Raw genomic sequence first — 12070 nt, 5'->3', positions numbered from 1 at the left:
GTCGACATTGCTCCGAAATTCCAGCACGCCTTAACGCGAGGAGTTCAACGTGCTTCGACGTACCTTCGCCGCGGTGCTCACCGGCGCCGCGCTCTCCATCTCGGTGCTCTCGGCACCCTCCGCCGGCGCCGCCGAGATCATGGCGACCACCTTGACCTACGACGACAGCCAGGCCGCGGAGTTCAAGGACGCGGTGGCCGCCGGCGTCAACGTCTGGAACACCAACGTCACCAACGTCCGTATCGTGAAGGCGACGCCGGGGCAGCGGGTCAACATCCGGGTCGTCGCCGACAACGGCTGGCCGCGTGCCACGCTCGGCCCGGTCCGCCCCGGCGGCACGGTCACCGTGTGGATGGGCAGGCAGGCCGTCCAGCAGGGTTACTACACGCCGCGGATCGCTTCCCACGAACTCGGGCACAGCCTCGGCCTGCCCGACGTGAAGCCCGGCCCGTGCTCGTCGCTGATGTCCGGCTCGACCGGCGGGGTCAGCTGCCAGAGCGTGAACCCCAACGCCCAGGAGAAGGCCCGGGTCCAGCAGCTCTACGCCGGCACCGCGGTGCAGAGCGCCGACGCCGGCAAGGTCGTCGCGGACATCGGCTGATCCCGTGCCAGGGGGTGCCCGCCCGGCACCCCCTGGCCTGGGTTTTTCAGGCGTTCGCCGTGATCGCCGCCGCCGGGCACAGCTGCACGGCGTCGCCGATCTCGGCCGGTTCCGGGTCCAGCAACCGGACCCGGCCGTCTTCCTCGTCCTGTTCGAACACCCCGGGCGCGGTCAGGACGCACATTCCGGCGCCCACACAGCGTTCCCGGTCCACTTCGAGTTTCATCGCGATCAGGCCCATGCCACCGGGAGCGCGTAGACCCCGTAGATGTCGGAATCCGTCCGCATCGGGATCTCTTCGGCAGGCACGGCGAGGCGCAGATTCGGGAACCTGGCGAGCAGCCCGGTGAAGGCGACCTTCATCTGGACCCGCGCGAGCTGCTGGCCCAGGCACTGGTGGACCCCGTGCCCGAAGGAGGCGTGCCCGGCGGCGTTCCGGCGGACGTCGAGCCGGTCGGGATCCGGGAATTTCAGCGGATCGCGGTTGGCCGCCATGCCCGACAGCGCGACCGCCTCCCCGGCCTTGACGAGCCGGCCGCCGATCTCGACGTCTTCGAGCGCCGTGCGTGCGCCGGTGTGCGCGATGGTCAGGTAGCGCAGCAGTTCCTCGACCGCGCCTTCGACGCGCTCCGGGTCTTCACGCAGGACCGCGAGCTGGTCCGGATGCTGCAGCAAGGCGAAAGTGCCCAGCGCGAGCATGTTGGCCGTCGTGTCCAAACCGGCGCCCAGCAAGAGGAACGCGATACTGGTCAGCTCCTCGTCGGTGAGTTCCGTGGTCATCAGCTCGCCGAGGATGTCATCGGTCGGCGCGGCCCGTTTCGCCACGATGAGTTCGTAGAGGTACTCCCCCAGCGCGTTGATGGCGGCCTCCTGCTCCTCGGCCGGAGCGTCGGGCTGGTTCAGCGGCAGGACGTTGCGGCGGAAGAACTCGTGGTCTTCGTAGGGGACGCCGAGCAGCTCGCAGATCATCAGCGCCGGAATGGGCTGGGCGAACGCCGTCACCAGGTCGGCCGACGTTCCCTGCCGTTCCATCGCGTCAAGGCATTCGGTGGTCACCTGCTCCACCCGTTCGGAGAGCAGCCGCATCCGGCGGACGGTGAACTTGCCGGTGAGCAGCTTGCGGTACCGCGCGTGCTCCGCGCCGTCCATCCTGATGAACATCCCCGGGGCGGCCGGCGGCATCTCCATCATCGCTGCCGGGCCCGGCAGCGGCGAGTGCATCAGCTCCTGCCGGGCACTGAACCGCGGATCCGCGAGGACGGCCCGGGCGATCGCGTGCCCCGTCGCGAGCCAGCCTTCGTGGCCGTCGGGGAACGTCAGCCGGACGAGCGGATGCTCGTCGCGCAACGCGCCGAGCTCGGCGGGCGGGTCGAAGGGACAGCCCTTCGGTCGTTCGAGGGGCAGTTCGGTGAGGTGAGGCACCGAGGTGGTCATAGCTGTTCCTCCCAGTTTTTACCGATACCCAAAGGCTACGTTGCATTTACAGATCCCTCAAAGGTTCGTCCTGGCCTTTTGGGTGTTATAGCTGGTAGATTTCCGGAAATCGTTGCAACGGTCATGGCAATGAATGCAACGTCTCGTTGCAATGATCTGCGCGTGAACGCACAGGAGGTGCCATGCCGGGCGGCAGGCTGACGCAGGAGGATCGACGGCTGATCGCGACCTGGCTCAAGGACGGCCTCGGTTACGCCGAGATCGCCCGGCGGCTCGGGCGGCCGACGTCGACGATCAGCCGCGAGGTCGCGCGCAACAGCGGCCGTTCCGGCTACCGCGCCGAAGAAGCGACCCGCGTCACCGGCGAACGCGCGCGGCGCCGCAACCCGCAACCCCGCGCCGTCCCGCTCGTCGAGAACGGCTACGGACGCGACCCGGAAGCTGTCCGCGCCTTCGAAACCGGCTTCGCCGAGATGATCGTGGCGACCGGACTACCCCGGATGACCGCGCGGGTCCTCGCGTGCCTGGCCGTCAGCGACGACGGCGTGCTCACCGCCGCCCAGCTGGCCCAGCGGCTCCAGGTCAGCCCGGCCTCGATCTCGAACGCCGTCGCCTACCTGGAAGCGCAGGCGATGCTCAAGCGGGAACGGGACGGCCGGCGGGAGCAGTACGTCATCGACGAGGAAATGCCGCAGCGAGTGTGGGCCGAAAGCGTCCGCTCGAACCAGGAATGGGTCAAGGTCTCCCGTCAGGGCGCCGAAGTCCTCGGCATCGCGACCCCCGCGGGCGCCCGCATGGACGACCTCTCCCGATTCCACGCGCGCATCGACGAAATCATGCACGACGACCGCGTCGCGGTCTTCGCCGGTGACGCGCTGACCGCGCTCGCCGCCCTCCTGCACGCCGGCCGGGGGCTTTCCCTCATGGCGCTCGCTTCGGCCCTCGACTGGCCTGTCGAGCGGACCGCTGCCGCCTTGCGGGTGGCCGAAGAGCATCCGCACATCGCGGGCCCGGTTCGGGTGGATTGTCGTGGTGAGGAGTATCGGGCGATTCCGTTGGTGGAACGGCTCACCAGTGGGCAGTTGGCTGCTTTGCGGTCTTGAGCGGCTTGTCGGCGGCTTGTCGGCGGCTTCAAAAGCCAAAGCCGAGCCGTCCGCAGCACCCGTCGCCACTTTCCGACGACACGGGTCCGATGACGAGTCTTTCAGCGGCGGCCCATGATGAGCCAACACGAAGCTCCTGTACACGGCGCCCGTCGTCGTTTTCCGGCAACACAGACCTAGGGGCGCTACTTGTCAGCGCCCGGAAGGCCAAAGCTGAGCTTTCACAACGCGCCGCCCGTTGCCAATTTCCGGCAACGTGGTTCCCAGAGCAAGGCTTGCCAGTGTGCGTCCTGCGGAGGCGAAGTCGAGCCTCCGCGCAGAAGCCGGCCGTCGCCACTTTCCGGCAATGGACTCAGAACGGTGGCGGTTCGTCGGCGAGCGGTGGCCGTGGGCGGGGTAGGTGCAGCGGCGGGGGTGAGCTGTCGTAGCTCTGCCCGGTGGGGGTGGTGATGGTGAGGGTGCCGTCGGAGGCGAGGTGGTAGGTCCAGCCGGGTTCGTCCTTGAGGCGGTGATCTCTTCGGCAGAGGTCGATCAGTTCGTCGACGTTGGTATGACCGCCGTGCTGCCAGGGCACTGAATGATCGATGTCGCACGCCTGGGCGGGTCGATGGCAGCCGGGTCTTCGGCATTCACGGTCCCGGACCCGCACGAACTCGCCCAGGCCCGCGGTGGGCCGGTACCGGTCTCGCCCGAGGTCGAGGACCTGGCCGGAAAGTGGGTCCGTGATGATACGGCGCAGCACGGTGTTCGGGCCGGTGGCGATGTGCCGGGCCAGTGCGGCGGGGACAGTGCCGTGTCCGGCGAGATCCGCGGGATCGTCGTTGAGGCCAAGATAGGTGAACAAGTCCATGTACAGGAACACTTCGGTGCGTTCAGTGGTACCACCTTGGCCGTCGAGCAGGAGGTCGAGCGCGACGTCGGCGCGTAGTTGCTCCAGGGTGCGCGTCTCCTTCCCGGTCTTGAGCGCGCGAGCTTCCCGATCAATACGCCGGTAGGCGGCGGCGACTTTCTCGACCGGCCCGTCTTCGACCTCGATCGACGCCACTCCCGTTTCGCCTTGCCGCAAGGTCAGACGACGGCCTTCGCGATGCCTTTCGGCTCGTGCTTCGGCACCCTCACGGTCGACGGTGGTCGCCGCATGACTCGCTGCTTTCCTGATCTGGTCAGGGTTCCTGCCCGGTAACCGCTTCTCCAGGAGCGCATCGACGGTGCGGGCGTCCTCGTCCGACAGCCATGCGGTGGCCGCGGCGACCTTCATCGCGCCGAAGCCGCTCACCTCCCCTTGGTCCATCAGGGACAGAGTGCGAGGCAGGCGAGTGGTCAACGCGTCGGCCGCAGCGACCATCGCACCGGCATGATTGTCCACAAGGGACAAATCCAAGGCGACCTCCTGCGTGACGCTCCGCGCTCCCTCACGATGCCGGTTCAGCTGCGCCAGCGCCCGGAACCGGATCGCTTCCAGCCGTGCGATCCCGGCCGAGGCCGCTTGCGCGACAGCGACGGAATCCTTGTCGTCCAAGGAAATGACGGAAGCGTTCACCGCTTCCAGCACCTCGGGGTCGGTGAGTCTTTCCAGTAGCGCCACAGGCGCGGAATGTGTGTCCACCCGACGACCATACGACCGGCCACCGACAGTTTCTGGCCTCGCGCGGGGCAGGGAGTTGCCGATTTTCGGCAATGACAAGAGACCGTCCAAGCGGTATCACCGACTCCCGGCAACGAGCGCACGAAGCGGGATTCCTGTGCGGCACCACCGATATCCGGCCACAAGATCGCAACGGAGGTCTACTGTCAGCAGCCACCGGCAGCATCGCCGATTGTCGGCAATAAGGTCTCAGCAGAGACCACCGGCGCCGTCGCCGAATTCCGACAACAAGCTCTCACCGCAGGCCCGGCAACTTCGACATCGCCGAATTCCGGCAACGAAGCATCGGCGCACGAGCATGGCGGAGTCACATCGCCGAACTCCGGCAACGAAGGGGCAGCCACCAACCAGCATCACCGATTCCCACCGCCGGAACAAACCCCTACATCACATCCCGCACGACCATCCGCTCCGAAGCCCGTTCGATCGCCGCCTCCACCGCTCCCACCCGATCCGCCAGCAGGCCCATCGCGCCGACCGCGCGGCTCATCGGGTCCTCGTCGTCCCCGCCGAGGGCTTGCGCGCGCAGGTAGGCGGCCTTCACATCAGCCCACCGCTGCGCCTCGGCGGGGCTCAGCCGTCCGCGTAGTTCGGCCAGTTTCAACAGGTTCGCTTCGGCGCCCGAGGTGAGTGTCTGCGCTTCGCCCGCGTAGTGATCGTCGATCAGCGCTTCCAGCTCCGCGTCATTCATCGCGGGCACGATACGGCCGGCGAGTTTGTTCATGTTGCGGTACGAGCCCTGGAGCTGGAAGGGCGGTTCGACCCGGGAAGCGTCCGCCTGCGCCGCGGAAGCGATGTACGCCTGGTTGTTCGTCAGGACGATCCGCTGCACCTTGATCAGTTTCCGCAGTACGGCGAGGATCTGCTCCAGTTCGGTCGCCGAGTACGGGTGCTTCAGCTGATCCGCCCGCACCGAACCGTCGCCGCGGGCCAGCCGCACGAGAACGTCCACATCGGACCGTTCGCGCGAGACGAGCGGGGCCAGCACGGTGTTCGCGGTGAGCGAGTTCTCGATGTAGCTCAGCGCGAACAGTTCTTCCTTGCCCGACAGTACATCGCCGAGGTTCCACACGTCGGCACGGTTGGCGAGCATGTCCGGGATCCGGAACCGCTTGCCCTGCTCGGTGTACGGGTTTCCGGCCATGCAGACCGCGAACCGCTTGCCCCGCAGGTCATACGTCCGCGTCCGGCCCTCCCACACGCCTTCCATCCGCCGTTGCGCGTCGCACAGCGAGATGAACTTCTGCAGCAGCTCCGGCGACGTGTGCTGGATGTCGTCCAGATACAGCAGCACGTTGTTGCCCTGTTCCAGCGCGAACGAGATCTTTTCGACCTCTTGCCGCGCCGTCGCGTTGGGCGCGTCCGCCGGATCCACCGACGTGACGTCATGTCCGAGCGCCGGCCCGTTCACCTTGACGAACACCAGCCCGAGACGGCTCGCGACGTACTCCATCAGCGTCGTCTTGCCATAGCCGGGCGGCGAGATGAGCAGCAGCAGACCGGACTGGTCGGTCCGCCGCGCGTCGCCGGTCGCGCCGAGCTGCTTGGCGAGGTTGTCGCCGATCAGCGGCAGGTAGACCTCGTCGAGCAACCTGTTGCGCACGAAGGCGCTCATCACCTTCGGTTTGTACTCGGTCAGCCGCAGCCTGTCCCGTTCGGCCGCCACCAGGTCGTTGCGCAGTCGTTGGTACGCCCGGAAACCCGGCACCCGGTCACGCCGGAACCGCAGTGTCCTGGCCAGTGTCTCGTCGAGACGCAAGGTCAGAGACCGGTTCACGATCCGCGGATGCGAGCCGAGCAGACCGTCCACAGTGGCCGAAAGTTCCGCCGAGGAGTCGTACCGCGGCAGGTCTGCCAGTTCGATCGCGACAGCCTCCGCCAGCTCGTCGTCGGGCAGGCCAGTGGAGTCCACAAAGGACCGAAGCCAGGCTTCGGCGAGCTGATACCGATCCGCGAGGTCTTCGAGGGCACGCAGGTCTTCGGCGAAGCTCCGGCGGTCGAGCCGGAACTTGTCGAGCAGTGTCCGCGCACCACCACTGGTGACGAACCCGGGCGAAGCGTCGGCCAGCTCCTCGAACAGGTACTCGCCGGCGAGTTCGAGATCCAGCGTCAGCCCCGAGGACGCCGCGAACGCGGCCATGGCCTCGGTGATTTCCCGGGCCAGCGCGTCGATCGCCGTCGTGTGCCCGAACGCCTCCCGCACCCGCGCGAGCGACGCGGCGCGCGTCGTCCAGGCGGACTTCGCCGCTTCTTCGGCTCCGAAAGCCCAGAACAGCTGAGCGGCGGCGCGAGCGGCGGGCGGATACCGCAGCAACCCGGCGGCGGACCGCAAGCGCACCAGCACTGCCAGGATCGCGGCGGCGTCGTGGTCGTGCACGCCGCGCGCGTAGCCCTCGTCGTAGCGGTCGCCCGCGGCTCGCCGGACGACCTCCAGGAGATCGGACTCGGCCAGATCCGGCTGTTCGGCCAGGATCGACGTCGCCAGGTACTCGGCGCGATAGACCTCGGGCGATTCCGAGACCAGCAGCTGTTCCCAGTACGGCCGCGTCTCCTCGAACGCGGAATCCCGTACCGGCGAGCGGTAGTCGGTGCCGGTGATGGCGAACTTCATCCCGCCGTCGTGCGGCACCAGGGTGAGGTCGATGTCCTGGGTGTTGACCGCGAAGGTGTTGCGGCCCAGGCGGATCGTCTCGCCGCCCTCGCCGTAGAGGTCCAGCCTGTCGCGCAGCGCGCGCCCGGCTTCCTGACGAGCGGCCTTGACGCGGCCTTCCAGCTCCTCGGCACGTACCTGGTCGCCGAGATCCCGCAGTTCGGCGACGACGCTGCGCAGCTTCGCGACCATCGGGTCGGAGGCGAAGTAGGTGTTGATCTCGTCGACCGACCCGAGCGTGCCGACCCGGCGGGTCACACTGGCGAGGATCCGCTCGGCCGAATCGACCAGCCGGTCCGCGCGACGGGCCCGCTCGTCGAGCAACGCCTGCTTGCGCGAGGAGAACGCCTCGTAGACGTCGGTCCGCTTCTCCCCGAGCGACACCAGGAAGTCGTCGAACTCGCCGAACCGCGATTCGAGGTTTTCCAGCTGCAGCAGCAATCTGCCGAGCTGCTCGTCGCAGCGGTCGGGTGTGTCCGCGACCGCGAGCCCGCCGGTGATCGCCTGCGCGAGCAGCGCGAACTCGGCGGCGAACTCCGCCCGCCCCTCGGTCTCCAGCAGCTCCTTGCGGCGCGCTTCGAGAGTCGCGCGAGCCCGGTTGACCGCGCCGATGACCTCGCCGACGCGTTCGAGGATCTTCGTCCGCACCACGGCGTCCGCGATGTCCAGACCGCCGACGACGTCGGTGAGGACTTCGAGCCCGCCGGACTGCTCGTCCAACTGTTCGGCGACCGGGACCGCTTCGGCGACGGTGGAGATCGCGCCCGCGGCTTCGATCAACCCGTCGACCTCGGCGTGGTAGCTCGTGAACGCGTCTTCGCCCTGCAGGAACCGGACGGCGCGCTGCGCCGCCTCGCCGAATTCCGTGTCGAGATCGGCGATCAGCTTGTCGACCCGGTCGGTGTCGACGTACCGCAGCTCCCGAACGGTGACAAGATGACCTCGCGCGCGGTGCATTTCGGCGAGCCGACGCACCCACGCGTCGGCCGCGTTCAGGGCTTCACCGCGGACCTTCCGCACGAGCGACGCGGTCTCCGCGGCCGCCTCTTCGACGGCTTCGGCCGCCTGCGCGGTGAGCGAAGTGACGGTCTCGAACTCGTCGAGCACCTGCTCCGCGGTGACCCGGACGTCCGACAGCGGCGACCGCAGATCACCGAGTTCGGCCTCGCCGAGCCAGTGGTAGTGGTCGAAGACCCGCGCGCACGCGGCGATCAGCGCTTCGAACACCGCCGCCGACGGCGCCATCTCTTCGACCATCCGGCCGATGGAGAGGCAGTCGGAGATCCCGCGGACCAGATCGGCGTTGCCGACCCGCTCCAGCGGCCCGGTACCGGCCGGCTGCGACGCGGCGAACGTGTCCGATTGGAACGGCGTCCGCCACACCTGCATCGGGTGCACGCGGCTCGGCTCGTCGGACAATGCGCGGAACAGCACCATCGTGCCGTCGTCGAACAGCGAGTACCCGTGGCACGGGATCGGGTTCGACACCTCTTTGCGGATCACGTTGTACGGCAGGAGCAGCGAACGCCCCTCCGCCCGCGCGTGGAAGACGTAGAGCACGTCCTCCCCGTTGGGCGAGCGGATCACGCGCTCGAATTCGAGCTCGTCCACGGTGGTGTCGAACGTCTTGCTGACACCGGTGTCGAGGTAGTAGCCGCCGGGGAAGATGATCCCGTGGTCCTCGGGCAGCCGCTGGCACGCCTGCCCGATCCCGTCGAGGCGCACCACGTCCCGCGTGCGCGTGTTGAACACCAGGTACCGGTACGCGGTCTCCTTGTAGGGCAGGATCCGCAGCAGGATCAGCGGACCGATCCTGGCGTAGGAGACCTCGGCGTCGGCGAGGCTCTGCAGCGGCTCGTCGACCGGCTCGGCGTAGACACCTTCACCGGTCTCGGTGTTGTTCTCGACCTTGATCGTCAGGTTTCCGCCGACGGTCTCGACGAACACGTCGTCCTCGATCGAGATGTGCGGATGCCGTCCGAGGACGTGCTGCTCGCGGCTGGTCTCGATCCATTCGAAATCGTGCGACGGCGGGAAGACGTGGTCGCGTTCACCACGGCTGTCCACATAGGACACCGTGCCGTCAGCGGCCACGCCCCAGCGCAGCACGCGGATGTCCTCGGTGCGCGGACCGATCTGGAACACCGCGAGCAGTTTGCCCTCCACCCGCCGCAACTGCAGCAGCTTCGCCTGCCGGTAATACCGGTACAGCTCGGCGAAATCGCGGACGAACTGCTCGTCGCGCAGCAGCCCCGGCAGTTCTTCGGCAGGCACGTCGTCGAAGCGGAAAGCCTCTTCGTCATGACTGAAGCCATGCAGCGAGAAGACGTCGTCGACCGTCGTCTCCGGTTTGAGACCGATGAAGACGTTGTAGCCGAACAACATCCGCCCGCCGACCGACACGACGTCCCGCGGCACGCAGTTGTTCGCGGTGCGGATCCGCTCCGTGCCGATCAGCGCGAGCTGCGCGCTGCCGAAGACCCCGAGCCGCGCCGCGTTGAGCTCGTCCGCGCGCTTCGCCAGCTCGGCGGCCTGTGCGGCGAGCCGGGCGCGGAGCACCTCATAGGTGCCCGCGTCCAGCTGTTCCGTTCCCGCCGCCGGTTCGGTCGTCGTCACTGCTTCGCGGGGGCGAGGGCGGCGACGGACTTGTCAGCGAGGCCGAGCCGCTGAGCCATGGCCAGCAGCTCCTGCACCTTGCCGCTGTCCGGACCGCCCGCCTGCAACTGCTTGGCCAGGAAGGCCGACAGCGTCAGGTTCTTCACGTCCTCCGTGCTCACCGAGCCGACCAGTTTCGTCAGGTCGTCGGTGAAGCTGCCCGAACCATCGAGCCAGGCCTTCCCGAGGGTCTGGACGACGTCCGAGTGCTCGACGAAACCGTCGACGCTCTTGCCCGCCCCGATCGAGCCGATGACCTTCTCGAAGAACATCGTCTCGCCGCCGACGATGTCGATGTCGGCCTTCTCCAGCCCGATACCCAGCACCGTGGCCTGCGCCTCGGCGACCTCGCGCTGCACGTTGAGCGCGGCGAGCCGGATCTCCTTCTCGGCCTCCAGGCGCAGGCGGTACTCCTCGTGCTGGCGGCTGGCGGAGTCGAGCGCGGCCATCGCGGCGGCCTTCTCGGTGAGACCTTCGGCCTCGCCCTTCAGCTTGTCGCGCATCGCGTCGGCGAGGACGATCGCCTTCTCGCGTTCGACGATGGCCTCGGCGCGGCCGACCTTCTCCAGCGCGTCGGCGTCGCGTTCCTTGACCTGCGCCGCGGCCAGCCCGGCCGCGGCCTCCTCGGCCTGGATGCCCTCGGCCAGGCGGATCTTCGCCCTGGTGTCCAGCTCGGCGGCCTGCTGGCGCGCCTCGGCCAGCGTCAGCTCCTCGCGGGCCTTGTGCTTGGCGGCCGCCTCGGCGGCTTCCGCGGCCTTGATGTCCTTGACGAGGTTCTCCTGCGCCTCGCCTTCGGCCCGGATGATGACGGCCTCGCGCTGACGCTGCGCCTCTTCGACGACGCGGAGCTTCTTGATGTTCTCTTCCTGCTCCGCCACGGTCTTCTCGACCGCGATCCGTTCGCGGATCACCTCGGCGATGGACCGCTTCTCGGTCTCGACCTCCTTGTCCTTGGCGATCCGGGACAGTTCGGTCTCGCGTTCGCGGCCGATGACCTCGAGCAGCCGGTCCTTCTCGATGCGCTCGGTCTCGATGGCGATCACACGCTCACGGTTCTTGCCCGCGACCTCGATCTCACGCTGCTGGTTCTGGTGCTGGATGCCGAGCTGCTCGTCCGTGCGCAGGCCCGCGGCCTGCGACTTGAGCCGCTCCTCCGCCTGCACCTTGGCGATCTCGGCCTCTTCGCGCGCCCGCATGGTCTCGACCTCGCGGCGCTGCTTGATCTCGGCGTCGGCCTGCCGCCGCTCCAGTTCGAGGATCGCCTCCTTGGCGTCCACGTTCTGGCGGGTGATCTCTTTTTCCTCGCTGCGGCGGAACTCGTTGGTGCGCACGTGCTCGATCGCGGTCAGCTCGGTGATCTTCCGGATACCCTGCGCGTCGAGGATGTTCGCGGAGTCGAGCTGCGCCATCGGCGTCTGCTCGAGGTAGTCGATCGCCGCGTCCTCCAGGCTGTACCCGTTGAGGTCGGTGCCGATGACACGGATGATCTGGTCGCGGAATTCGTGGCGTTTGGTGTAGAGATCCACGAAGTCCAGCTGCTTGCCGACGGTTTTCAACGCCTCGGAGAACTTGGCGTTGAACAGCTCCTGCAGGGTCGCCTCGTCGCTGGCGCGTTCGGTGCCGATGGCCTGCGCGACCTTGATCACGTCCTCGACGGTCTTGTTGACCCGCACGAAGAACGAGATCCGGATGTCGGCGCGGATGTTGTCCCGGCAGATCAGGCCCTCGCGGCCGGTCCGGGTGATCTCCATGGCCTTGACCGAGGTGTCCATGATCTCGGCCTTGTGCAGCACCGGCAGCACGATCGCGCCGGTGAACGTCACGTCGACGCGGCGCACCTTCGAGATGATCAGTGCCTTACCCTGCGGCACCTTCTTGAACAACCTGGTGATCGTGAAGAGCAAGACCAGGAGGATGACAACTATCACGGCGATCAGTACGCCGGCCCCCACGCTGATGGCACCCATAGTGTTCCTTTTCTG

Annotated in this window: 7 protein-coding genes; 2 read left to right on the top strand and 5 right to left on the bottom strand. The window is 67.7% G+C overall.

Annotated features, from left to right (window positions below; genetic code table 11):
* Nucleotides 1-49: 49 nt before the first annotated feature.
* A complete protein-coding gene (locus ACOCEP_RS18150) occupies nt 50-601 on the top strand; it encodes a snapalysin family zinc-dependent metalloprotease (RefSeq protein ID WP_482338636.1) in 552 nt (183 codons plus the stop codon).
* A gap of 46 nt (nt 602-647) precedes the next feature.
* On the opposite strand, the gene ACOCEP_RS18145 is transcribed toward ACOCEP_RS18150, so the two are convergent.
* Both ACOCEP_RS18145 and ACOCEP_RS18140 read right to left on the bottom strand, forming a co-directional pair.
* Nucleotides 648-842 (bottom strand): ferredoxin, encoded by a 195-nt coding sequence (locus tag ACOCEP_RS18145; protein WP_482338634.1) that lies wholly within the window; start codon nt 840-842, stop codon nt 648-650.
* On the bottom strand, nt 833-2035 hold the full coding sequence (locus ACOCEP_RS18140) for a cytochrome P450 (RefSeq protein ID WP_482338632.1): 1203 nt from the start codon (nt 2033-2035) through the stop codon (nt 833-835). The genes ACOCEP_RS18145 and ACOCEP_RS18140 overlap by 10 nt, the downstream gene beginning before the upstream one ends.
* 182 nt (nt 2036-2217) lie before the next feature.
* Between ACOCEP_RS18140 and ACOCEP_RS18135 the strand changes: the two genes are divergently transcribed.
* Nucleotides 2218-3138 (top strand): GbsR/MarR family transcriptional regulator, encoded by a 921-nt coding sequence (locus tag ACOCEP_RS18135; protein WP_482338631.1) that lies wholly within the window; start codon nt 2218-2220, stop codon nt 3136-3138.
* A 352-nt stretch (nt 3139-3490) separates the two neighbouring features.
* Here the strand turns inward: ACOCEP_RS18135 and ACOCEP_RS18130 are convergent, their stop codons facing one another.
* From ACOCEP_RS18130 to ACOCEP_RS18120, 3 genes are all read right to left on the bottom strand, one after another.
* On the bottom strand, nt 3491-4723 hold the full coding sequence (locus ACOCEP_RS18130; protein WP_482339757.1) for an HNH endonuclease signature motif containing protein: 1233 nt from the start codon (nt 4721-4723) through the stop codon (nt 3491-3493).
* A gap of 442 nt (nt 4724-5165) precedes the next feature.
* On the bottom strand, nt 5166-10049 hold the full coding sequence (locus ACOCEP_RS18125) for a DNA repair ATPase (protein WP_482338629.1): 4884 nt from the start codon (nt 10047-10049) through the stop codon (nt 5166-5168).
* The gene (locus ACOCEP_RS18120) at nt 10046-12055 is read right to left on the bottom strand and encodes a flotillin family protein (protein WP_482338628.1); all 2010 of its coding nucleotides are present in this window, start codon (nt 12053-12055) and stop codon (nt 10046-10048) included. Before ACOCEP_RS18120 ends, ACOCEP_RS18125 begins: the two co-directional genes overlap by 4 nt.
* Nucleotides 12056-12070: the final 15 nt, after the last annotated feature.

Source organism: Amycolatopsis sp. CA-211722 (genome assembly GCF_056828465.1).
This window is presented reverse-complemented; position numbering and strand designations above follow the sequence as displayed.

Excerpts from the sequence above, each read along its gene's own strand:
- ACOCEP_RS18145 (WP_482338634.1), bottom strand. The coding sequence starts at position 842 with ATGGGCCTGATCGCGATGAAACTCGAAGTGGACCGGGAACGCTGTGTG.
- ACOCEP_RS18140 (WP_482338632.1), bottom strand. The coding sequence starts at position 2,035 with ATGACCACCTCGGTGCCTCACCTCACCGAACTGCCCCTCGAACGACCG.
- ACOCEP_RS18135 (WP_482338631.1), top strand. The coding sequence starts at position 2,218 with ATGCCGGGCGGCAGGCTGACGCAGGAGGATCGACGGCTGATCGCGACC.
- ACOCEP_RS18120 (WP_482338628.1), bottom strand. The coding sequence starts at position 12,055 with ATGGGTGCCATCAGCGTGGGGGCCGGCGTACTGATCGCCGTGATAGTT.